The sequence below is a fragment of the Bradyrhizobium sp. USDA 4504 genome (genome assembly GCF_054063995.1).
In genome coordinates this window covers 8,283,497-8,303,757 of sequence record NZ_JBSSGV010000001.1, presented here as the reverse complement: position 1 = coordinate 8,303,757, position 20,261 = coordinate 8,283,497, and the positions used below count along the sequence as shown (strand labels likewise).

Here is a 20,261-nt window from a genome sequence, read left to right as displayed (position 1 = left end):
ATGCGGACCTTTTTCGGCATGATTTTGGGCGCGCTGCTGCTGATATGCGGCGTCTACGTCTACGATTCCATGCGGACATCGAGCGTCGCCAATGGCGAGGTGGCGCAGGACACGCGCACCATCGTCAATTGGGACGTCGCAGCGCATGACTGGAACCTGCTGAAGACGCGCACCCGCGAGCAGTGGGACAAGATCGCGGCGAAGTAACGATTGTTTTCAAGCCGACACAAAAGCAAATGGCCTCTCGCCGGAGAGGCCATTTTCGTTGCAGGAAGCGCGATCAATTCTGCTCGGTCTTGCGACCCATATTGGCCTTGCGGGCGTCGGCGATCACCTGCTCGAACTGATCCATGCTGAGCACGCCTGGTACGCGGTACTTGCCGACGATGAATGACGGCGTGCCGTTGAAGCCGAACGCCAGCGCCTGCTCGTTGTTGCGGGAAAGGATCGCATCGATCGCCTTGGCGTTGGCGTCGTGATCCTTCTTCAGGCGGTCCATGTCGAGGCCGGCGCCCGAGAGCAATTCGGCGATGCGCGGCTCGGTGATGCGCGAATTGACCGAGATCATCGCCTCATGCGCGACGTCGAACTTGTTCTGGTACTTCGCCGCCAGCGCCATCCGCGCCGCGACCTTGGAGACCGGTCCGAGGATCGGCCAATCCTTCAGCACGAGGCGGACCTTGCCGTCGTCCTGCACCACCTGGCGCAGCTCCGGCGCGAGCTTGCGGCAATAGGGGCAGTTGTAGTCGAACCATTCGACGATGGTGATGTCGCCCTTGGGGTTGCCGATGTCAGGAATATCCGGATCGCGCAGCACCTGCTCCTCGGTCAGGACATTGTCGTCCTCGGCGCGTGCGGCGCCCGCGGCCATGAGCGCGATGCCGGCACCGAACAGGCCGAGCGCGCCGCGGCGGGTGGCACCGGCGTTGATCAGGGGCGATTTCGTCATTTGGTTCATGGCTGGCTTTCGCAAGAGCTCTGCGCCCTTCTTCGTTCAGGACACATTGATGTTACGCAGCAGCATATAGATCGCCACCACGATAATCACAGTCGCAAACACGATATTAAGCGCGCCGCGCCGTTCCGACAGGTGGCGGGCGCTGCTTGTGCCGAGCAGGCCGCCCGCGATGCCGCCGGCGACGAATAGCCCCGCCAGGCCCCACGACACCAGCCCGGACCACGCATAGCTCAGGGCCGTGGTCATGCCGAACGCGGTGACGGCCACCAGCGAGGAACTGACCGCGTTCATGATCGGCATCCCGGTCGCCAGCATCAGCGCCGGCACGATCAGGAAGCCGCCGCCGATGCCGAAGAAGCCGGACATGGTTCCGGTGGCAAGTCCGAGGCCGATGATCGCGGGCATGTTGGACATCGAGATCTTGACGTCGGTCAGCCCGACCCGCGCGCGGTTCTTCAGCATCAGGCCCGCGATGACCAGCATCACCAGCGAGAACAGCGCGAGCAGCTTCTGCCCCTCCAGCATCTTGCCGAGGATGGAGCCGCCGAATGCGCCCAGCATGCCCGACAGCGCGAACACCAGCGCGCAGGACCAGATCACGGTGCCGCCGCGGGCGTGGTTGGAGAGATTGACCGCGGCGTTGGCGGCGACCGCGATCGCCGAGGTGCCGATCGCGACATGCGGCTCCGGCACGCCGACCACGTAGACCATCAACGGCACGGCAAGGATCGAGCCGCCGCCGCCGACCAGGCCCAGCGAAAAACCGACCAGCATGCCCGATGCCAGCCCAAGCACGCTTTGAGTTGCGGAGAAGACCAAGGGGAACAGACTCGCGTTTGAGCCGGCGACCCTAGAAGGATTTGCTGCTCAACGCCATACCAATAGCACAAAACTGCCCTGCAGCCGAACTCTCTATATCAGCATGATCTCCACGCAAACGCGTTGCGTTTGTCGCGAGGGAAAACCGGTTCCCACTTTTCCGGATCACGCTCAGCGCAGCAGATATGTCACAGCCAGCGGCACCAGCAGCGAGGTGACCAGCGCATTCAGGCTCATCGCGATCCCGGCGAAGACGCCGGCGACCTCGTCGACTTGGAAGGCGCGCGCGGTGCCGATGCCATGGGCGGCGATGCCCGCCGCAAAGCCACGGGCACGGAAGTCCGTGATGCCGGTGAAGTTCATCAGGGGCGTGACGATGATCGCCCCCATGATGCCGGTGAGGATCACCGACACCGCGGTCAGCGAGGGATCGGCATGCAGGGATTCGCTGATGCCCATCGCGACGCCGGCGGTGACCGATTTCGGCGCCAGCGACAGGATGACGTCGCGCGGCAGCCCGAACGCCTGCGCCAGCAGCACCACCGAGACGATCGCCGTCAGCGAGCCGATCGCGAGCGCAACCAGCATCGGCAGGATCGCCGCCGCGACCCGCCGGCGATTCTCGTAGAGCGGCACCGCGAGCGCCACCGTCGCCGGCCCGAGCAGGAAGTGCACGAACTGCGCACCGGCAAAATAGGTGGTGTAGGAGGTCCCGGTCAGCAGCAGGAATACGCCGATGATCCACACCGAATGCAGCACGGGATTGGCGAGCGGGTGCCGCCTCGTCTTCAGCGACACCGCGTCGGCCGCCGCATAGGTCAACAGCGTCACCGTCAGCCAGAGCAGCGGCGACTGCGAGAGATAGACCCAGAGCGAGAACGAATTGTCGTTCACGGCCTCTCCTCCTCGCTCGAAAGCAGGCTGCTCGCCGCAACGAAGGTCGCAACCGTCGCCAGCAGGGTGACGATGACGGACACCGCGAGGATCACTAGGACCGCGATACCGTGCTCGGCGAGCAGATCGAGCTTCTGCACCACGCCGACGCCGGCCGGAATGAACAGCAGCGAGAGATTGGCAAGCATGCCGCGGCTCGCGCTCTCGACGCCGTCATCGCCGAGCGGCCCGCGCGCCAGCGCCGGAAAGCGGTCGCGCGCCAACAGCAGCAACAGCAGCAGCACGAGGCCAACCACCGGGCCCGGCACCGGTACCGCCAGCGCGCGCACGGCGACCTCGCCGACCAGCTGGCAGAGCAGGATCAGGCTGAGGCTGGCGATCATGGCAGGAAGCTCACGCGAGACATCCGCCTATCAGGTCGGTGTGGCGGGACCTTGTCAATGCGTGGGTCTTGGATGCATGCGCAGATCTTGGGCGCCGCCGCCTTCAAATCCGTCACACTTTCTCAGACCGTCATCCCCGCTTGTCGTCCCTGCGAAAGCAGGGACCCATAACCACCGCGCTCGGTGATGACCGGGATCGTGGCCCCAGCCAGCGCAACAATTGAGATTCGGGGTATTGGGTCCTGGCTTTCGCCAGGACGACACGGGGTGTGTGGCGCGGCCTGCATCCACAATCGTCGTCCCTGCGAAAGCAACACGCGCTTCGACCAGCTCCGTCCTCCCGAGGTGTGTGCCTTGCGCCGCAAGGCTCGCACCTCAGGGTGACGGGGAGAGAGTTAGCCTTCTACGACTCCCGCCGTGCCAGCGCCATCAGCGTGCCGCTCATGGTCGCGACCAACGTCTCGGCGCCGTCCTGGATCGCATAGGCGCGGCCGTCGCAGACGGTCAGCGTGCGGCCGGGCTTGACCACGACGCCGCGGAACACGAACCGCTCGCCGCGCGCCGGCGCCAGCAGGTTGGTCTTGAACTCCACGGTGAGGATGTCGGAGCCTTCGGGCATCAGCGTGAAGGCGGCGATGCCGCAGGCATTGTCGAGGCCCGCGGTGATGATTCCGGCATGCACGAAGCCGTTCTGCTGGCAGAATTCCGGCGCGTAGGGCATCGCGAGATCGACCTCGCCGGGCTCCATCCGCGCGATTGAGATACCAAGCGTCTGCATCGCGCGCTGGCGTGCGAATGTATCGGTCGCGACCGCACGGTAATCGGGATTCTTCGGCTCGAAGCGGGGCATGGCGGTTACGCGATTGCGGGCTCGGACGGCACAAGATGCGGCATCGCCGCGTAGCGGATCGCCGGCGCAAACGGCGTCGATCTGCGCGCGGCACGGTCGATATGCACGGCCGCGATCTCGCAGGTCGCTGCGATCTCGCCGGTCTCCGCATTGCGCATCTCGTGCAGGATACGGATCGACTTGTCGCGGAACTCGACCAGCCGGCTCTTGACCTCGACGAGGTCGCCGGCGAGCAGCTCGCGCTTGTAGGAGATGTTCTGCTGCACGGCGGCCATGCCGCGGCCGGACTCGCGCAGATAGCTCGGCGTCAGGCCGAGCCGCGCGAACATGTTCCAGCTCGCCTCGTCGAATTTGCCGACATACCACATGACGTTCATGTGGCCGATATGGTCGCAGTGCCAGGGATAGACCGTGCCGCGATAGGTCGCCTCGCCCTCCATCGGATCCCTCCTTCGATTTTTGATACGGTAGCGTATCAGGGACGAAGCAGGCTAGCAATACGGTACCGTATCAAAGCATGATCCGGAAAAGTGCGAAGCGGTTTTCCCTCGCGACAAACGCAACGCGTTTGCGCGGAGATCATGCACAAACAAGCGATTAATGCGCGATGACGATCCCATCGCGCACTATGGATGCGCGGAGATCGCATGACTGAAAGCAAAGGCGACGTCTGGGTCGCGGCCGGCTTCGCCGAACTCGCGCATAGCGGCGTCGACGGCGTGCGGGTCGAGGTACTGGCGAAGAATCTCGGCGTCACCAAGGGCGGCTTCTACCGCCGCTTCAGGGATCGCGCCGCGCTGCTCGAGGCCATGCTGACGCGCTGGCGCGACGGCCGCATCGCATCGATCGAGAAGCACACCGCGCTCGACGGCGCCAGCGCGCGCGAGCGGCTGAAGGCGATCATCACGCTGTATTCGGAGCGCATGAACACCGAGGCGATGGCGGTCGAGCTCGCGATCCGGCAATGGGCGCGCACCGATGAGGCCGCTGCCGCCGCCGCCGCGAGCGTCGATGCCGCGCGGCTGAAGAATGTCGCCCAGCTCTATCGCGCCACCGGGCTGCCGACTGAAGAGGCCGATGCGCAGGCCTTCCTGTTCTACTGCTTCATCTTCGGCCAGAGCCTGCTGTTTCTCGAGCGCGGCCCGCGCAAGCGCGCGCAATTGCTGGCGCAGTCGGCGGACAAGCTGCTGACGGAAAACCCGTAGAGAGAGTTGCAGCCAATAGAGCCGGTGTAAACGGAAAGCGGCCGGCTTACGCCGGCCGCTCGCCAAACTCGGTCGGCTCGCTCAGGCGCCCTTCAGGCGCTTGTTGCATTCGCTGTAATAGCCGCCGCCCTTCTGGATCCACTTCAGGCCGCCATTGCCGCCGGTGGCCTTGTTGGCGTTGTACTGGTCGACGCAGGTGTGCATGCGTCCCTTGCCTTCGGACTCCTTGGCGTATTTGGGATCGATGGCGTTCGGAAATACGGCGGGTCCTGCCGGCGCCGCCGGTGCCGCGGCGGGCGCCTGCTTGGCTTCCTTCGGCGCGGCCGGAGCGGGCGCGGCGGCTGCCGGCGGCGGAGCGGCGGGCGCCGCAGCCGGGGTCGCGTCGGCTCCGCACTGCGCCTTGCGGAAATCATTCCACTTCTGGCCGCCGAGGGTGCCGGCCGACTTGGCCGCCTGGTACTTGGCGCTGCATTCCTGCGCGGTCAGGGCCTGCGCCGGCGCGCTCGCCGCAAAGGCTGCAAAGCCCGACACCGCAAGCACGCACAACAATCTGGTCTGAATGGTCATCCCTGGTCTCCCGTCATCCCTGGTTTCCCGTTGGTTTCCCGTGGGGAGCATTGGCGTAAGACCATTATCCTAGCTCAACCCCGACTTGCGACAACGCGCCAGCGCGCCTGTGCGTTAAAATATTGTGGCGGCGGGACCGCTGCATGTTCATCCACGGTTCAGCATCGTCGCGCGACGTTTCGGCCCTCTTTACCTCACGAGGTGCCCCATGAAGACGATTTCCACGCTCGCGTCCGCAACCGCCCTGGCCTCCCTGCTGCTGATGGGCGGAGCTTTCGCGCAAACGGCCGCGCCCGCCGCCAAGGACGCCGCTCCGAAGGCCGAGACCAAGGCGCCGGCCGAGAAGAAGCCGCGCACCGCCCAGTCGCTGGAATGCTCGAAGGAAGCCGACGCCAAGGGGCTGCACGGCAAGGAGCGCAAGAAATTCCGCTCCGAGTGCAAGAAGGAGAAGTCGGACGGCGCCGCCGCTGCGCCCGCGGCGACGAAGTAACGTCCGGACAGGCTTGATGCGATTCGCTCTCCCCATCGGGGAGGGCAATCGCAAATGCGCTCGATCGCTCGACGAACCCGTGATGCCCGGCCTTATGCCGGGCATCATGGGTGTTGGCTGGCACGTGGAAAAGACGTGGATGGCCGGGACACCTGCGCGAACACGCGCTTCGCGCTTCTGCCCGGTCATGACGAGTTTGTGGCGACACTGATCGCAATCCCCGGCGCGTTTCGAAGGGTGAAAAATCCGTGCGCCGGGCGAGCCGCGGCGCAATGCTGCAATCGCGAGATGCATTTGTCGCGTTCACGCGAATTTGCCATAAGGCGGCGTGACCCTGATCCGCGCTTCGATGGCAACGGCCATTCCCGACCGCAGCAAAGTCCTGAACGGGCTCGAGACCCTCGTCATCGGCACCGTCGGCGGCTTGCTGTTTCTGTGGGCAGAATTGCCGGGCGGCCTGATCTCGGGGGCGATGGTCGCGGTCGGGATCGCCGCATTGGCCGGACGGCCGCTCGCGGTGCCGGCGGTGCTGACGCAATCGGTGCTGCTGTTGCTCGGCATCTCCCTCGGCTCGCTGATGTCGCAGCAATTGCTGCAGCACATGAGCTCCTATCCGCTCACCATCGGCCTGCTGGCCCTGGCGACGTTCTGCTCGACCTTCGGCTCGAGCCTCTATCTGCAACGCATCCATGGCTGGGACCAGACCTCGGCTTTCCTTGCCGGCAGCCCGGGCGCGCTGTCGCAGATCACGATCCTCGCCGCGGAAAAGGGCGCCGACGTCGCGGCGATCGCGGTGGTGCAGACCATGCGCGTGATCATCTTGACCGCGGCGCTGCCGCTGGTGCTGGCGCTGACCGGGGTGACGCATGCAGCGCCGCCGCCATTGCCAACCTCAGTCGCCTCGCCGTTCGGCCTCGTCGCGCTGGTCGCCTTATCGATCGGCGTCTCGCTGCTGCTGCGCTGGATCAAATTCCCCGCCAGCTGGATGTTCGGCGCGATGCTCGCCTCCAGCCTGCTGCACGGCTCCGGGCTGGTCGATGGCGGCCTGCCGCCCTGGCTCCGCAACGTCGCGCTGGTCGGCATCGGCGCCATCATCGGCACCCGCTTCGCGCGGATGAAGACCTCGACGCTGCTCAGTCACGTCAATGCCGGGCTCGGCTCGTTTGCGATTGCCATCCTGATCTCGGCCGTGTTCGTCGCGGTGATCGGCTTCACCACCCATGTGCGGCTCGCGGACGTCGTGGTCGCCTTCGCGCCGGGCGCGATGGACGCGATGCTGGCGCTGGCGTTGACGCTGCACATCGACCCGATCTTCGTCGGCGCGCATCATCTGTCGCGCTTCCTGTTCGTCACCATCTCGACGCCGGGCATCATCCATCTGTTCGGCCGGCCGCAGGACGACGTCGACGATTAGGCCCCCTTTGTCCCGTCATCCTGAGAGCCTGACTGAAAAATGGGTGAGTGATCTCAGTGGGGTGTGATTCCATCGGATTTGCAAAGATTCGAGGGAGAGCACGATGCCCTGGACCAAGATCACTCGGGAGCAATATCGGCGGGACGATCTGCGTTATGCAAGCGATATGACCGATGCGGAGTGGGCGGTGATCAGACGCCTGTTGCCGCGAGCGAACCGGCGCGGCCGGCCGCGTAAGACGGAGCTGCGTCGTGTGATCGAAGCGATCCTCTATATCGTTTCGACCGGCTGCCAGTGGCGGGCGTTGCCGCAGGAGTTCCCGCCCTATTCGACGGTGCAGGGCTATTTTTATAGATGGCGGGATACAGGCCGGTGGCAGAGGATTGTCAGCGTGCTTGTCCGACGGGCGCGAAAAAAGCTTGGACGGACACCGAAGCCGACGGCAGCCGTGATCGACAGTCAAAGTGCGCCAACCACGCAAGCTGGCGGACCGCGCGGCTACGATGCAGGCAAGCGCATCTACGGCCGCAAGCGGCACATTGTGACGGATACCAATGGCCTCCTCCTCGGGGTTCATGTTCATCCCGCCAACGTTCAGGACTGCCATGGCGCCGTACCGCTGCTGAAGAACGTGCGGATGAACTTCCCCCGGCTGCGCCACGTCTTTGCCGACCGGATCTACCGCGGAAATCAACTCCTCGACGCGCTCTCAGACTGCGGTCCATGGACTGTCGAGATCGTCGAGCGGCCTCAAGGCGTCAAAGGCTTCCAGCTTCTGCCGAGGCGGTGGGTGGTTGAACGCACATTCGCTTGGTTCGGCAGATGCCGCCGCCTCGCCAAGGACTTCGAGGCGACGGTGGCAACCGAAGCTGCCTGGCTGCTGATTGCACACATCAGGCTCCTGACCCGCAGACTCGCGGCTGCAGCTAAGGTTGGGTGATTTATGAGTCAGACTCTGAGGAGCGCCACCGGGTCCGCGCGAAGCGCGGCCCGATGACAGGCTCCGCGCGTCTCGAAGGATGAACGGCCCGGCTGGTGCCCGTCCATGCTTCGAGAGGGCCGCTTCGCGGCCTCCTCCAGCGGCAAAGGCGAAGCCTTTGCGCGGGCATGACGGATAACGGGAAAACCGTACGGCCCGACCTCAGGCCCTCGCGGCCTTCATCACGCCCCAACCGGCGATCGCGGCCATCACGAGCGAGATCAGCGCGTTGTAGCCGGCGAGCGAAATGCCGAGGAAGCGCCACTGCACCTCGTCGCAGCGCACCACCTTGACCTTGTCGAGCTGGTCCAGCAGCGAGCCGGCCTTGCCGAAATCCACCATCGGGCCGGTGCAATCGGTCGGCCCCGGCCAGAACCCCCATTCGACACCGGCGTGATAGGTGCCGAGCCCGGCATTGGCGAGCGCGGCGAGGCCGAGGATCACAAGGCCCGCGAGCAGCACCGGACGCGGCGCGTCGCGGGCGGCCGCGAGCGCCACCACGGCGCCGAGCGGCACCGCGAGGTAATAGGCATAGCGCTGCTCGAGGCAGAGCGGACAGGGCATGATCTCCAGCACGAGCTGGAAGAACCAGGCGCCGGCCAGGGTCGCCGCCGCGATCACGGCAATCGCCAGCGCCGAGGTCAGCGCCGGATTGCCGGCGGCGGAAGCATGCGACGGATGGGCGGTGGCAATCGTCACGTCGGTCCTCCTGCGAGCATCGTTCGGGAGGGTCATGGGCCCTGCTCCAAGGTCGTCGATTGCGGTCGTATCGCGTGAAAATACCGCTGTCGAGGCGCGGGACAATCACATCCGCGCGGGTTGACCGTGACGGCCACCGTCCGCCGCGGTCAGATCGCGTTCAGTCGGTGATGCATGGGAACGCGCAGGCCCCACTGGGTCATCGCCGCCTGCAGCTCATCGGAAAAGAAAAGGCTCGGATTGAGCAGCCTGCGTTCATGTACGTCATCGAGATCGACGAACCGGACAATACCGTTACGCTCGCGCCTCCGTCTCGAAGTAGGTTGCCGCAGCCGCGGCCAGGCTTGGGGACGGTGGCAGCGGCTGCCGCCGCCGGGCAAACTCTTCCGTGACTGCCATACGGACGGCAACGGCCTTGCGTCGTCCTCGGGGTCACGCCCACCGGAAATTCCGCTGCCGGGGCGCGGGACATCCCGCCCGTGCGGGTTGACCATGACGGGCCGCCCGCTATAGTCCGCCGCGCTTCGCGACCCCGGCCTTCCCGGCCGGGACCGTTGCGAATGCCCCTGTGGCGGAACTGGTAGACGCGCTCGACTCAAAATCGAGTTCCGCAAGGAGTGCTGGTTCGATTCCGGCCAGGGGCACCAACTGGGCTGTTCGCATCCATTCGCAAGCGTTCGCAGCCGTCCGCGCGGCGCTTCAAACCCTTGAAAAATAGGCACTTCTGCATAACTCGGTGATCGTCACCGTTTGTTCTCATCCGATCCCAGCCGTTCGATTTGTTGGTATTTCTGTTGGTATCGGGAGAACAGACGTTCACGGCGACTTCCGTTATTCCAAACTAGGAAATTGAGCAGATGGCCCGCAAGAGCGACGGCGCGCACGCAAATCCAAAGCAGATCAGGACTGACGTTGACTGCCGAGCTGCCCGCCCGAAATTCGGCGGGGACGCGTGGTAGCGCGCTCCGCGCCGCTTCATCTCGGCCTCAGCATTATAGGGCATGTATTTCGCAACTCCGGCCAGCACTTCTTCGCGCCACGAAAAACCGGTGATGCGCTTGCCGGCGACCAGCAGCTTGCCATCCGAGAGTTTTGTGTTGAGCAGGCCGCAATAGCCGTGGCAGACGGCGGAGACGATGCCGCCACGCTCCCAGATGACGCGAGTGATCTCTTGCAGCCCTTCGCTGTCCGGAAAATCCCACATGACTGCGTGACCGCCGGTGAAATAGATCACATCGTAATCCGCTGGGTCGATCTCATCAGGCCGCGCCGTCGCCGACAGAAGCGCCATGCGGCTCTTGTTCGCCAGCCACGCCTTTGCCGAGGCGTCCAGGAGCGGCCATTTGAGCGCGCGAGGTTCGAGCGGAGACGATCCGCCCTTCGGGCTCACGATCCTCTGTTCGTAACCTTTTTCCGCGAAGACATCGAAGGCGTGCGTCAGTTCGGACAGCCACAACCCGGTCGGGTGCGACCGATCGTCATAGTAGGCGACGTTGCTGACGACATGGAGAACACGCCTACTCATTGTTGCAATACCTTCGAAAAGCCCGAAGAAAGGAGCGCGCCGGAGATAGTCCGGCGCGCGTCATTCATCCACGGATGAACGCGAGAAGATCGGCGTTGATCACATCTGCGTTGACCGTGAGCATCCCGTGCGAGAAACCGGGATAAATGATCAATTTGCTGTTTTGCAGCAGCTTGTCCTGCATGAGCGCTGCCGCCTTGTAGGGGACCACCTGGTCGTCGTCGCCCTGCATCACGAGAGTCGGGACGGTGATCGCCTTCAAATCCGCGGTCTGGTCGGTTTCCGAGAACGCCTTGATGCCTTCGTAGTGAGCCTTCGCGCTTCCCATCATGCCTTGCCGCCACCAGTTCTCGATGCCCCCCTGCGAGGGCTTGGCGCCCGGCCGGTTATATCCGTAGAAGGGACCGGCGGGCACATCGAGGAAGAACTGAGCGCGGTTGGCGGCAAGCGCCGCGCGGAAACCATCGAACACGGCGATTGGCGTCCCCTCGGGATTCGCGTCGGTTTTGACCATCAGGGGTGGCACTGAGCTGACCAGCACCGCCTTGGCGACGCGCCCTTGTGGTTGGCCATGCTGCGCAACATAGCGCGCAACCTGCCCGCCACCTGTCGAGTGGCCGATATGGATGGCGTTTCGAAGATCAAGATGCTCGGCGACCGCCGACGCATCGGCGGCATAGTGGTCCATGTCGTGGCCTTCGCTGACCTGGCTTGACCGTCCATGGCCGCGCCGGTCGTGCGCGACGACGCGAAAACCCTGCTTGAGAAAGAACAGCATCTGGTTGTCCCAGTCGTCGGCGCTGAGCGGCCAGCCGTGGTGGAAATGGATAGGCTGCGCGTCCTTTGGCCCCCAATCCTTGTAAAAGATGTCGGTCCCGTCCTTTGTTTTAACAAATGCCATGACGACTTCTCCTTTGTTGACAGGCCCAATCCGGTGATGTCGCTTTCAAATCGCGGGCAGAGCGTTCAATGAACGCGGCAGGTACAAGACCATCTGCGCGTCTTTGACGACATCGAACCGCAAGATGGTGCCCACGCCTAACCCGTTCAGCAACTGGCTGATCGGACCGCCGGCGCGCGACAGTTTAACATCGCGCGGAAACAGCGTCTGTGCGAGTTCGATAGGGTTGGTAACAAACTGTGTCTGCCGCCACTCGCCATCCACCAGCCCGATCGACGTGTTAGTTGAGAGGCGCGACTGCGATGTTATCCGGCGAAGCGTCGGCAGTGGTGCGGTCAACGTCACGTCCGATTTTCCGTCGGTCGCTGCGATGCTGGCCGTGATGCCGTTCGACGAGACATCAAGCCTTATATCGGTCAGCCATTTCGGTAGTTGATAGCCATAGACTCCGCGCACGCGGGCGATCTCGGTATCTACCGGCAACGCCAGCACATGCGCGAAGAAGCTCTGCCGCCGTATCGAGTCGAGCAGTTCCAGCACGTGTGGTCCACGCGCGCCTGGCCGGCGGATGACGATGGCGACCGATACCTCGTTATAAGGATCGTTGTCACAGACCGCGTAGGAGAAGAAAGTGAGCGCTACGAGTCCGTATCCGGGCAGCGCATGCAGCGGCTCAAGCGGCGACGGCAACATCGAACGCAGCTTCTTGAGCGGCGCGAGCATCAAAGCCTGCACGTTGCTGGTGCGGTAGTAGAAGTTGGGCGCCCACGTCGGGCCGATCCGCGACGGAACCATCACTTTCGGGATGCGCCGGAAGAAATCGATATTGCCGGCGGTTGGATCTTTTGCCACCTCGTCGAGCTCGGGATTGGAGCGAAAGCGGTCATAGTAGCCGCCTTTCGGCACCATGACCTTGTGACCGGCGAACTCGACTTCCGTTAGGTCTTTAGCCATGAACGATGACTTTCGTCGATAAGCGAGGCCGGCGGACGGCCCATGGTATGCCGCTCGTCCCGCCAGCGGACGGGATGGTAACGTTGAAGTCCAGTTTAAGCTCAAGCATTAATTGCGGTTCCCTCCGCTGGTTGCGATCCCGGCGATCTGCCATCAAGCCGCCGCCTTTCGTTCCGTCACCCAGCGGCGATATTGGCGCGCGCTGCGCTTTGCCTGCATCTGCGAGGTAAGCAACGCCCAGACCGGCGATACGTTAGGCGCGCTGCGCCGGTTTCGGCTAAGGCGGACTAACTGGTAGCGGACGGCGGCCATATACGCCGAAGACGCGACCGGCTTGTTCTTCCAGGTGATCGGCTTGAGCTTTGGAGCGTCCGATTTGCCGAGCCGCCAGTTGTGCGGCAGGTTCGGCTCGATCGCGAGTGCGGTCGCGATTCCTGCCATGGCCACCCCACTCTTGATCACGTTTTCCGCCACTTCACGGCGCCGGATGCCGCCCGTGACCATCAACGGCATCGTTGCGACCGCGGCGATCTCGCGCGCGAATTCGAGAAAATAGGCTTCGCGCGCCAGTGTGCGTTCGTCGCGCGCCGAGCCTATCATGGCAGGCGCCTCGTAGCTGCCGCCCGATAGCTCCACGAGATCGACGCCGAGCGGCGCAAGCATCGCAACCACGGCCTGAGCATCCTCCGGCGAGAAGCCACCGCGTTGGAAGTCGGCCGAATTCAACTTGACCGACACCGCAAAGCCAGACGACACCGTCGCCCGCACGCCGCGCACGATATCGAGCAGCAAGCGTGCGCGATTCTCCAGATTGCCGCCCCATTGATCCGTGCGGTGGTTCGCGAGCGGCGACAGGAACTGGCTCAGCAAATAGCCATGCGCCGCGTGGATCTCGACACCGGTGAAGCCCGCGCGTTCCGCGAGGGCTGCGGTGGCCACGAAGCGGCGTTCCACCTCGGCAATGTCGGTCGCTGTCATCGCACGCGGCATCGGGAAGACCTTGGACTGCGCGCCAAGGTCGAGCGGAATCGCGGATGGCGCCAACGTCTCCTGTCCGAGTCCCGCCGGCATCTGGCGGCCGGGATGATTGATCTGCATCCAGACCTGGCCGCCGCCCGAGCGTGCGGTGTTCGCCCACGTCTTGAAGCGATCGAGGAAGCGATCGTCCTCCAGCACGACCCCGGCCGGACCGGTCATCGCGCGCGCATCGACCATCACATTGCCGGTGATGATCAGGCCCGACCCGCCCGCGGCCCAGGCCTGGTACAGGCGGATCAGTTCGGCCGATGGCGCATGATCGGCATCGGCCATGTTCTCTTCCATCGCCGCCTTGGCGACGCGGTTCGGGATCACGGCGCCACTAGGCAGCGCCAGTGGGGAAAACAGCGACATTATGGATCTCCAGCAGAAAGTTAGACAGACCATAACCTTTGAGTTAAGTTGAAGGTCAACCCTTTTTCGAGGATTGTTCGCGATGAATATCGGGGAACTGGCGAAGCGAACCGGGCTGACCAACTCGCGGATCCGCTTCTATGAGCGCGCCGGGCTTTTGAAGACGGTCGAACGGCTGCCGAACGGCTATCGGACCTATCCTCCGGAGGCGGTGCTGATGCTCGAATTGATCACAACTGCGCAGAACGCTGGATTCAGCCTCGACGAAATTCGTTCGCTGCTGCCGTCCGATCTCGAGCAGTGGGATCATCCTGTGCTAATCGACACACTCCGTCGCAAGGTGGCGGATATCGGGAGATTGGAGGCGCGGCTCGCGCAGAGCAAGGAGCAACTGGTTGCGCTTATCAAGGACATCGAAGCGAGGCCTGACGACATCGACTGCGCTGCCAACGCACGGCGGGTGCTGTCGCAATTGCTAGGCAAGGAGATGGAGAGACCAACAGTGACGGTCGGTGACGTGAAGCTTTTCGGCAAAACAAGGCGTCGTCGACGTCCCAGAGCCGGCTAAATGCACTGGAATCATCATCGACCGCGCGGGCGGCGATGTGCGCCTTTTTGAACTGAGCTAACATCGTTGGCTGTTGGCCCATCGCGATATTTTCTGCGGTTGCGCAAAGGAGGTCCGTATTGAAGCCACGCGGACTTCGCCGCCGGTTTATGAGTACACGGCCTAGCACTACTTTGGCAGATTGTGTTTTCGCCGCTGTTTTTCACGGATTTGCTTTCGGCAATATGGGCACTGCTGAGACGGCGGCCGAAGGATGAGATCGACGATGGCGTGACGTACGGCTGGCATGGTTGGCTGAGGCGGAGGCCCGTTGATTCTTTTTTTTCCGCCCCGCGTATGCGAGGCGACGATGTTGCAGGAAGGCGTAGGCAATCATTGTCATCAAGGCGTGGCGATGAAGACCTTGCCATGATCGCCCTTCGAAGTGATCAAGTCCAAGTTCCTCCTTCAACTGCTGATGCGCCTGCTCACAAATCCACCGTGCCTTGATGGTGGCGGCCAGCGTGCGCAGATCCGTCGCCGCCGGAAGATTGGCCAGATAGTATTTCTTCTCCCCGGACGCACGTTGCTCGCCAATGAGCCAGGCTTCGTCGCCTGGGAGATGCTGCTGACCTTTATCCCATATCCGCTGCGGAGGGCCGTCGGCGGTCCGGACACGGAGAGCAGCAAATTGGGCTTTCAGCCGACCTTTCGTCCCGCTACGCCAACTCACGGTTTTCCATTTGGCGCTGGCGAGCATTTGTTCTGCGGCAATCGATAAGATATCGGGCACGTGGTGCTTTCGTGGTTTTCCGCGGACCTTGGTAATCGGCCAAATGAGCTTCACATCGACCGGATACACTTTCTGGTGCCGAGGGATGCCGACAGCCCAGGTCAGCCCGCGCTCTGTTAGCCCTTGTCGAAACGGTGCGCTGAGGCCGTATCCTGCATCCGCCAGCACACATCCAAAGCGCACGTTGGCTGCCATCGCGCGGTCAATCTCGGCTAGAGCAATCTCGGGCTTGGACCGTGCCGTTCGATGTTCGACTGGCACGCGAGCGCGCTTCAAACGAGATATGTCGCTTGTCCAACTGTCAGGCAGAAAGAGACGTAACGCGACCATCACGGGCACTTCGCCGCGAGCAAGCGTCAAAGACACCAGCGTTTGGCAATTTGCCGTTTTACCGAGAGCCGACGCGTATTGAGCCGCAACACCGACCGAGCGCTCACCCTTCTTGGGAAGTGAGGTGTCATCAATAACCAGCACCGCATCCCTGCCGCCGACAAGTCGGTCCGCCTGGTTGAGCAGCTCTGTCTCCAGCGGCGTCGCGTCCCAGACACCGTCCGCAATGAAATGGTGCAACTGGTCGTAGTTGCTCGCGGCAAGGCGTTCCGCCATCGGCTGAACGCTCTTGCGATCGCCCGGACCGATCAATCCCGCAACATACAGAGAACACATCCGCTGCCGGGTCTTATGACCCAGCCGGTCCAAGAACGGCATCAGCCAGCGTTCGAGTTCGTCTTCCCATCCGGGCATGGTCAGCCCTCCAAGAGCCGACCACCCATGAATCATTGAAAAATTGATTCGGGAATCCTATAAAACGCGGCAAAATCAACAATCTGCCAAAGTAGTGCTAGCACTACTTTGGCAGATTGTGTTTTCGCCGCTGTTTTTCACGGATTTGCTTTCGGCAATATGGGCACTGCTGAGACGGCGGCCGAAGGATGAGATCGACGATGGCGTGACGTACGGCTGGCATGGTTGGCTGAGGCGGAGGCCCGTTGATTCTTTTTTTTCCGCCCCGCGTATGCGAGGCGACGATGTTGCAGGAAGGCGTAGGCAATCATTGTCATCAAGGCGTGGCGATGAAGACCTTGCCATGATCGCCCTTCGAAGTGATCAAGTCCAAGTTCCTCCTTCAACTGCTGATGCGCCTGCTCACAAATCCACCGTGCCTTGATGGTGGCGGCCAGCGTGCGCAGATCCGTCGCCGCCGGAAGATTGGCCAGATAGTATTTCTTCTCCCCGGACGCACGTTGCTCGCCAATGAGCCAGGCTTCGTCGCCTGGGAGATGCTGCTGACCTTTATCCCATATCCGCTGCGGAGGGCCGTCGGCGGTCCGGACACGGAGAGCAGCAAATTGGGCTTTCAGCCGACCTTTCGTCCCGCTACGCCAACTCACGGTTTTCCATTTGGCGCTGGCGAGCATTTGTTCTGCGGCAATCGATAAGATATCGGGCACGTGGTGCTTTCGTGGTTTTCCGCGGACCTTGGTAATCGGCCAAATGAGCTTCACATCGACCGGATACACTTTCTGGTGCCGAGGGATGCCGACAGCCCAGGTCAGCCCGCGCTCTGTTAGCCCTTGTCGAAACGGTGCGCTGAGGCCGTATCCTGCATCCGCCAGCACACATCCAAAGCGCACGTTGGCTGCCATCGCGCGGTCAATCTCGGCTAGAGCAATCTCGGGCTTGGACCGTGCCGTTCGATGTTCGACTGGCACGCGAGCGCGCTTCAAACGAGATATGTCGCTTGTCCAACTGTCAGGCAGAAAGAGACGTAACGCGACCATCACGGGCACTTCGCCGCGAGCAAGCGTCAAAGACACCAGCGTTTGGCAATTTGCCGTTTTACCGAGAGCCGACGCGTATTGAGCCGCAACACCGACCGAGCGCTCACCCTTCTTGGGAAGTGAGGTGTCATCAATAACCAGCACCGCATCCCTGCCGCCGACAAGTCGGTCCGCCTGGTTGAGCAGCTCTGTCTCCAGCGGCGTCGCGTCCCAGACACCGTCCGCAATGAAATGGTGCAACTGGTCGTAGTTGCTCGCGGCAAGGCGTTCCGCCATCGGCTGAACGCTCTTGCGATCGCCCGGACCGATCAATCCCGCAACATACAGAGAACACATCCGCTGCCGGGTCTTATGACCCAGCCGGTCCAAGAACGGCATCAGCCAGCGTTCGAGTTCGTCTTCCCATCCGGGCATGGTCAGCCCTCCAAGAGCCGACCACCCATGAATCATTGAAAAATTGATTCGGGAATCCTATAAAACGCGGCAAAATCAACAATCTGCCAAAGTAGTGCTAGTAGGAGGGGCGCGTCCGATCACGAAGTGCCCAGCCACCCCGGTGACGTGCATCTCCCAGATACCCCACTCACCGATGGAAAGGCTGGATTCCGGAGGGCTGGATGCAACTCTGATACTGTCTCTGTTGTCATCGGGTCACGCCATAAGCGGCGCTGGTCGCGGTTTCGCTCATGGAGATACCATGCCGGCCACTCGCCAAGTTGGTATGCCCAGGATTCGGCACGAGCGTAACACCTACTCGCGATGGCCAAGCATTCTGAAGCGGGTGGAACTGCTATTGAGATACGGAAGTTGGGGCCTGGCTGATCTTCGGGTGGTATGAGATATGCGTAGTTCTTTGTCTGCTTGACCAGCGTCCATCCCCGCCTGGGAAGAACCACGCTTAGCGTGAGGGAAGCTCCGAACCGATAGGCGTTCGGTCCAAATTTCTTTGGCGCCTTTCCACTCGCACTGAACTCGATCACTTCGATCGGCCAGCCTACAGGGGTGTGAGAGCGTGCCCTGGCGCGCGCGAGGGGCAGCGCCCCTGAGATCTCAACTATGAGGATGGCGGGCAGCTTGAGAGAGAAGAATCACAAGGCAACAGTGAGAAAGATCAAGAAGGCAGCCGCCGGGCCAGGTTGTCCATTGATTGCTAACTCCTTGTCTACCTGACATGGCCAGCAGGACTCGTTATTTCAACATTTGCTTCTCGGCTGCGGCGAGTACCACCGAAGCTTCAGTGGTCAGCACCCGGAAGGTAAAAGCCTCCTGGAAATAGAGATCGACCGTTGTGTCGGTGTGGTTGAGGTAGCCGATCGAGAGGTCCTGGCCGATATCCAGTTCGAAATCACCTCCTCGCGTCGTCAGGACAAAGGCGCCGCTGATGGCAGGCGCCCAGACAACGCCGCCGTCGACGATCCGTTCGAGGTGGTGAAAAACGGGGTATCCTTCGTCACTTCCGCCGCTGGCGCCCGTGTACGCCTCTGCCCCAAGGACGAGGGCATATGGCCCATTGCAGCCGGCAAGTCTGAGTTCACTGACCGCTTGCGCGACGGCACTGGGATAGGCTTTCGCATTTGTCGGAAGAATGCATCCTGCATTGCTGCTGGCCTGGCGAATGCCCTCGATCCCTGCAGCCGCATATCCATCGAAAATCGCGCGGTCTTCGGCAAATGCGATTCTGCGGGCAGCATCCTTGACCGGCGTCCAGTCGGCGTCCAGGGCGCCACGCTCAACGTCATCGATCTGCCGACGCGAGAGCTGGAATGGAACGCGCAGTTCGACGAGCGCCCTCGCCTCGCGCTGTTGCGCCATCATTCCCTCGCCTGGAGCCGGAAGTTGTTTGACATGGCCAGTGCCCACCGCCGAGAAGCCACTCCCCTTGGCTTCGGGGACGTCGACCACGCGCCGCCCGGCAAGGTGCCGCTTCAGGGTACGGGAAGCCTCCTCCTCGATTTGAGCCCAGGCCGCGTCGGATATGGGAGCGAGTTGGCGGTGAAGATTATTCATGGTTCGCCTTCTTGTTTTAAAGACCCAATTCCAAGCGACCCGTCGTTGACGGGCGGATATGTGCGAGCTGTATCTGACGAGCCTGCTCCACGCTGCTCAGCGCAAACCGGCGCTTCCCCGCTGGCTGCCGCGGCGTCATTGTCTTCAGGCGAAACGTCGTCAAGAAATGTCGCTGACGGTACGAAGAACAGCGCCCCCGTAACGGCGCGGCTGACATCCAGCAGCCGGTCGTAGTTGCCGGGCGGCCGACCGACAAACATGTTCTCTAGCATCTGCTCGATCCGGTGGGGCGAGCGCGCATAGCCTATGAAGTACGTGCCAAATTCACCCTTGCCGATCTCACCGAAAGGCATGTTGTCGCGCACGATCTCAAGCTGCTCGCCGTCTTCGACGACCGTCGTCAGAACATTATGTGCATAGGGCGCCTTGGCCGCATCGTCCTGCTCGATGTCCGACAGTTTGTGACGACCGATGATATTTTCCTGCTCCGAGGTTGATATCGCATTCCAGCGCTGCAGATCGTGCAGATACTTCTGGGTGATGACGTAGCTTCCGCCGGCGAATGCAGGGTCCTCCTGTCCGATGGTCGTCGCGTCAACCGCGTCCTGATCGGACGGGTTCTCGGTTCCATCGACAAATCCAAGCAAATCGCGATCGTCAAAATATTTGAACCCATGAACCTCGTCGATCGCCGTCACAGCCTTGCCCAGCCGGGACATGATCTGTGAGGCGAGCTCGAAGCATAGATCCATGCGGACAGACCGGATATGAAAAAGGATGTCGCCCGGCGTGGAGACTGCGTGATGCACCCCATGGATTTCCCTGAAAGGATGAAGATACTTGGGCCGCGGATCACCGAACAGTCGGTCCCAGGCATCGGAGCCGAGAGCCATCACACATGATAGCCGCGCTTCCGGATCGCGAAATCCGACGGCTCGCAGGAGTGCCGACAGAAGGGCACATAGACCGCGCACCGCATTCTCGCTGTCCTTTCCGGGATTGATCCGGACGACGAGAAATATCGCGGCACGCGTCAGTCTTGCGACGACGGGTTGTGGGACGACAGCTGACACAATCACTCCTTGGCGGCCTGCTCGGCGCAC

At 62.5% G+C, this 20,261-nt stretch carries 22 protein-coding genes, 1 tRNA gene and 1 pseudogene; 7 read left to right on the top strand and 17 right to left on the bottom strand.

Annotation, left to right across the window (positions count from 1 at the left end; genetic code table 11):
* The gene (locus ACVMB1_RS38990) at positions 1-207 is read left to right on the top strand and encodes a hypothetical protein (RefSeq protein WP_016841536.1); all 207 of its coding nucleotides are present in this window, start codon (positions 1-3) and stop codon (positions 205-207) included.
* A 73-nt stretch (positions 208-280) separates the two neighbouring features.
* On the opposite strand, the gene ACVMB1_RS38985 is transcribed toward ACVMB1_RS38990, so the two are convergent.
* From ACVMB1_RS38985 to ACVMB1_RS38960, 6 genes are all read right to left on the bottom strand, one after another.
* Entirely contained in the window at positions 281-958 is a 678-nt protein-coding gene (locus tag ACVMB1_RS38985; protein ID WP_194295311.1) for a DsbA family protein, read from the bottom strand.
* 36 nt (positions 959-994) lie between these two features.
* Positions 995-1,732 carry a sulfite exporter TauE/SafE family protein gene (locus ACVMB1_RS38980; RefSeq protein ID WP_051003131.1) on the bottom strand — a complete coding sequence of 246 codons (738 nt, stop codon included), beginning with the start codon at positions 1,730-1,732 and terminating at the stop codon, positions 995-997.
* A gap of 216 nt (positions 1,733-1,948) precedes the next feature.
* Positions 1,949-2,671, bottom strand: coding sequence for an LrgB family protein (locus ACVMB1_RS38975; protein ID WP_057016186.1), 723 nt, complete (start codon positions 2,669-2,671; stop codon positions 1,949-1,951).
* Positions 2,668-3,054 carry a CidA/LrgA family protein gene (locus tag ACVMB1_RS38970; protein WP_057016185.1) on the bottom strand — a complete coding sequence of 129 codons (387 nt, stop codon included), beginning with the start codon at positions 3,052-3,054 and terminating at the stop codon, positions 2,668-2,670. Before ACVMB1_RS38970 ends, ACVMB1_RS38975 begins: the two co-directional genes overlap by 4 nt.
* Positions 3,055-3,457: 403 nt before the next feature.
* On the bottom strand, positions 3,458-3,904 hold the full coding sequence (locus ACVMB1_RS38965; protein ID WP_076824994.1) for a PaaI family thioesterase: 447 nt from the start codon (positions 3,902-3,904) through the stop codon (positions 3,458-3,460).
* 5 nt (positions 3,905-3,909) lie between these two features.
* Entirely contained in the window at positions 3,910-4,344 is a 435-nt protein-coding gene (locus tag ACVMB1_RS38960; RefSeq protein ID WP_057016296.1) for an acyl-CoA thioesterase, read from the bottom strand.
* A 207-nt stretch (positions 4,345-4,551) separates the two neighbouring features.
* Here ACVMB1_RS38960 and ACVMB1_RS38955 point away from each other — a divergent pair, with 207 nt between their 5' ends.
* The gene (locus ACVMB1_RS38955) at positions 4,552-5,109 is read left to right on the top strand and encodes a TetR/AcrR family transcriptional regulator (RefSeq protein ID WP_028342569.1); all 558 of its coding nucleotides are present in this window, start codon (positions 4,552-4,554) and stop codon (positions 5,107-5,109) included.
* A gap of 81 nt (positions 5,110-5,190) precedes the next feature.
* On the opposite strand, the gene ACVMB1_RS38950 is transcribed toward ACVMB1_RS38955, so the two are convergent.
* The gene (locus tag ACVMB1_RS38950) at positions 5,191-5,676 is read right to left on the bottom strand and encodes a hypothetical protein (RefSeq protein ID WP_076824984.1); all 486 of its coding nucleotides are present in this window, start codon (positions 5,674-5,676) and stop codon (positions 5,191-5,193) included.
* A 208-nt stretch (positions 5,677-5,884) separates the two neighbouring features.
* Here ACVMB1_RS38950 and ACVMB1_RS38945 point away from each other — a divergent pair, with 208 nt between their 5' ends.
* The 3 genes from ACVMB1_RS38945 (at position 5,885) to ACVMB1_RS38935 (ending at position 8,520) form a co-directional block, all read left to right on the top strand.
* Entirely contained in the window at positions 5,885-6,166 is a 282-nt protein-coding gene (locus ACVMB1_RS38945) for a PsiF family protein (protein ID WP_076824983.1), read from the top strand.
* A gap of 328 nt (positions 6,167-6,494) precedes the next feature.
* A complete protein-coding gene (locus tag ACVMB1_RS38940) occupies positions 6,495-7,580 on the top strand; it encodes an AbrB family transcriptional regulator (RefSeq protein ID WP_141343460.1) in 1,086 nt (361 codons plus the stop codon).
* Between the two features lie 103 nt (positions 7,581-7,683).
* Positions 7,684-8,520 carry an IS5 family transposase gene (locus ACVMB1_RS38935; RefSeq protein ID WP_076824982.1) on the top strand — a complete coding sequence of 279 codons (837 nt, stop codon included), beginning with the start codon at positions 7,684-7,686 and terminating at the stop codon, positions 8,518-8,520.
* A gap of 201 nt (positions 8,521-8,721) precedes the next feature.
* On the opposite strand, the gene ACVMB1_RS38930 is transcribed toward ACVMB1_RS38935, so the two are convergent.
* Positions 8,722-9,294 carry a disulfide bond formation protein B gene (locus ACVMB1_RS38930; protein ID WP_076824981.1) on the bottom strand — a complete coding sequence of 191 codons (573 nt, stop codon included), beginning with the start codon at positions 9,292-9,294 and terminating at the stop codon, positions 8,722-8,724.
* A gap of 113 nt (positions 9,295-9,407) precedes the next feature.
* On the bottom strand, positions 9,408-9,752 hold the full coding sequence (locus ACVMB1_RS38925) for a hypothetical protein (RefSeq protein ID WP_158074160.1): 345 nt from the start codon (positions 9,750-9,752) through the stop codon (positions 9,408-9,410).
* 68 nt (positions 9,753-9,820) lie between these two features.
* On the opposite strand from ACVMB1_RS38925, the gene ACVMB1_RS38920 reads away from it, so the two are divergent.
* Positions 9,821-9,905 (top strand) — tRNA-Leu (locus tag ACVMB1_RS38920).
* Between the two features lie 308 nt (positions 9,906-10,213).
* On the opposite strand, the pseudogene ACVMB1_RS38915 reads toward ACVMB1_RS38920, so the two are convergent.
* The 4 genes and pseudogenes from ACVMB1_RS38915 to ACVMB1_RS38900 all read right to left on the bottom strand — a co-directional run.
* Positions 10,214-10,783: pseudogene (locus tag ACVMB1_RS38915) on the bottom strand (type 1 glutamine amidotransferase domain-containing protein); the annotation flags it as partial.
* A gap of 64 nt (positions 10,784-10,847) precedes the next feature.
* Positions 10,848-11,684 carry an alpha/beta fold hydrolase gene (locus tag ACVMB1_RS38910; protein ID WP_076824979.1) on the bottom strand — a complete coding sequence of 279 codons (837 nt, stop codon included), beginning with the start codon at positions 11,682-11,684 and terminating at the stop codon, positions 10,848-10,850.
* 45 nt (positions 11,685-11,729) lie between these two features.
* On the bottom strand, positions 11,730-12,638 hold the full coding sequence (locus tag ACVMB1_RS38905) for an acetoacetate decarboxylase family protein (RefSeq protein WP_076824978.1): 909 nt from the start codon (positions 12,636-12,638) through the stop codon (positions 11,730-11,732).
* 153 nt (positions 12,639-12,791) lie between these two features.
* Positions 12,792-14,030: an NADH:flavin oxidoreductase/NADH oxidase family protein gene (locus ACVMB1_RS38900; protein WP_076824977.1), complete on the bottom strand. Its 1,239-nt coding sequence runs from the start codon at positions 14,028-14,030 to the stop codon at positions 12,792-12,794.
* A gap of 82 nt (positions 14,031-14,112) precedes the next feature.
* On the opposite strand from ACVMB1_RS38900, the gene ACVMB1_RS38895 reads away from it, so the two are divergent.
* The gene (locus ACVMB1_RS38895; protein WP_076824976.1) at positions 14,113-14,598 is read left to right on the top strand and encodes a MerR family transcriptional regulator; all 486 of its coding nucleotides are present in this window, start codon (positions 14,113-14,115) and stop codon (positions 14,596-14,598) included.
* A gap of 202 nt (positions 14,599-14,800) precedes the next feature.
* Here the strand turns inward: ACVMB1_RS38895 and ACVMB1_RS38890 are convergent, their stop codons facing one another.
* From ACVMB1_RS38890 to ACVMB1_RS38875, 4 genes are all read right to left on the bottom strand, one after another.
* Positions 14,801-16,150 carry an IS701 family transposase gene (locus tag ACVMB1_RS38890; protein WP_456849720.1) on the bottom strand — a complete coding sequence of 450 codons (1,350 nt, stop codon included), beginning with the start codon at positions 16,148-16,150 and terminating at the stop codon, positions 14,801-14,803.
* Positions 16,151-16,251: 101 nt separating this feature from the next.
* Positions 16,252-17,601: an IS701 family transposase gene (locus ACVMB1_RS38885; RefSeq protein WP_456849720.1), complete on the bottom strand. Its 1,350-nt coding sequence runs from the start codon at positions 17,599-17,601 to the stop codon at positions 16,252-16,254.
* Positions 17,602-18,339: 738 nt separating this feature from the next.
* Positions 18,340-19,158, bottom strand: coding sequence for a family 1 encapsulin nanocompartment shell protein (locus ACVMB1_RS38880; protein ID WP_076825110.1), 819 nt, complete (start codon positions 19,156-19,158; stop codon positions 18,340-18,342).
* Positions 19,155-20,231, bottom strand: coding sequence for a Dyp-type peroxidase (locus ACVMB1_RS38875; protein ID WP_076825231.1), 1,077 nt, complete (start codon positions 20,229-20,231; stop codon positions 19,155-19,157). Before ACVMB1_RS38875 ends, ACVMB1_RS38880 begins: the two co-directional genes overlap by 4 nt.
* Positions 20,232-20,261 lie beyond the last annotated feature (30 nt).

Coding starts and splice junctions, on each gene's coding strand:
- ACVMB1_RS38990 (WP_016841536.1), top strand. CDS start 1: ATGCGGACCTTTTTCGGCATGATTTTGGGCGCGCTGCTGCTGATATGC.
- ACVMB1_RS38985 (WP_194295311.1), bottom strand. CDS start 958: ATGAACCAAATGACGAAATCGCCCCTGATCAACGCCGGTGCCACCCGC.
- ACVMB1_RS38980 (WP_051003131.1), bottom strand. CDS start 1,732: ATGCTGGTCGGTTTTTCGCTGGGCCTGGTCGGCGGCGGCGGCTCGATC.
- ACVMB1_RS38970 (WP_057016185.1), bottom strand. CDS start 3,054: ATGATCGCCAGCCTCAGCCTGATCCTGCTCTGCCAGCTGGTCGGCGAG.
- ACVMB1_RS38965 (WP_076824994.1), bottom strand. CDS start 3,904: ATGCCCCGCTTCGAGCCGAAGAATCCCGATTACCGTGCGGTCGCGACC.
- ACVMB1_RS38960 (WP_057016296.1), bottom strand. CDS start 4,344: ATGGAGGGCGAGGCGACCTATCGCGGCACGGTCTATCCCTGGCACTGC.
- ACVMB1_RS38955 (WP_028342569.1), top strand. CDS start 4,552: ATGACTGAAAGCAAAGGCGACGTCTGGGTCGCGGCCGGCTTCGCCGAA.
- ACVMB1_RS38950 (WP_076824984.1), bottom strand. CDS start 5,676: ATGACCATTCAGACCAGATTGTTGTGCGTGCTTGCGGTGTCGGGCTTT.
- ACVMB1_RS38945 (WP_076824983.1), top strand. CDS start 5,885: ATGAAGACGATTTCCACGCTCGCGTCCGCAACCGCCCTGGCCTCCCTG.
- ACVMB1_RS38935 (WP_076824982.1), top strand. CDS start 7,684: ATGCCCTGGACCAAGATCACTCGGGAGCAATATCGGCGGGACGATCTG.
- ACVMB1_RS38930 (WP_076824981.1), bottom strand. CDS start 9,294: ATGACCCTCCCGAACGATGCTCGCAGGAGGACCGACGTGACGATTGCC.
- ACVMB1_RS38925 (WP_158074160.1), bottom strand. CDS start 9,752: ATGGTCAACCCGCACGGGCGGGATGTCCCGCGCCCCGGCAGCGGAATT.
- ACVMB1_RS38910 (WP_076824979.1), bottom strand. CDS start 11,684: ATGGCATTTGTTAAAACAAAGGACGGGACCGACATCTTTTACAAGGAT.
- ACVMB1_RS38905 (WP_076824978.1), bottom strand. CDS start 12,638: ATGGCTAAAGACCTAACGGAAGTCGAGTTCGCCGGTCACAAGGTCATG.
- ACVMB1_RS38900 (WP_076824977.1), bottom strand. CDS start 14,030: ATGTCGCTGTTTTCCCCACTGGCGCTGCCTAGTGGCGCCGTGATCCCG.
- ACVMB1_RS38895 (WP_076824976.1), top strand. CDS start 14,113: ATGAATATCGGGGAACTGGCGAAGCGAACCGGGCTGACCAACTCGCGG.
- ACVMB1_RS38890 (WP_456849720.1), bottom strand. CDS start 16,150: ATGATTCATGGGTGGTCGGCTCTTGGAGGGCTGACCATGCCCGGATGG.
- ACVMB1_RS38885 (WP_456849720.1), bottom strand. CDS start 17,601: ATGATTCATGGGTGGTCGGCTCTTGGAGGGCTGACCATGCCCGGATGG.
- ACVMB1_RS38880 (WP_076825110.1), bottom strand. CDS start 19,158: ATGAATAATCTTCACCGCCAACTCGCTCCCATATCCGACGCGGCCTGG.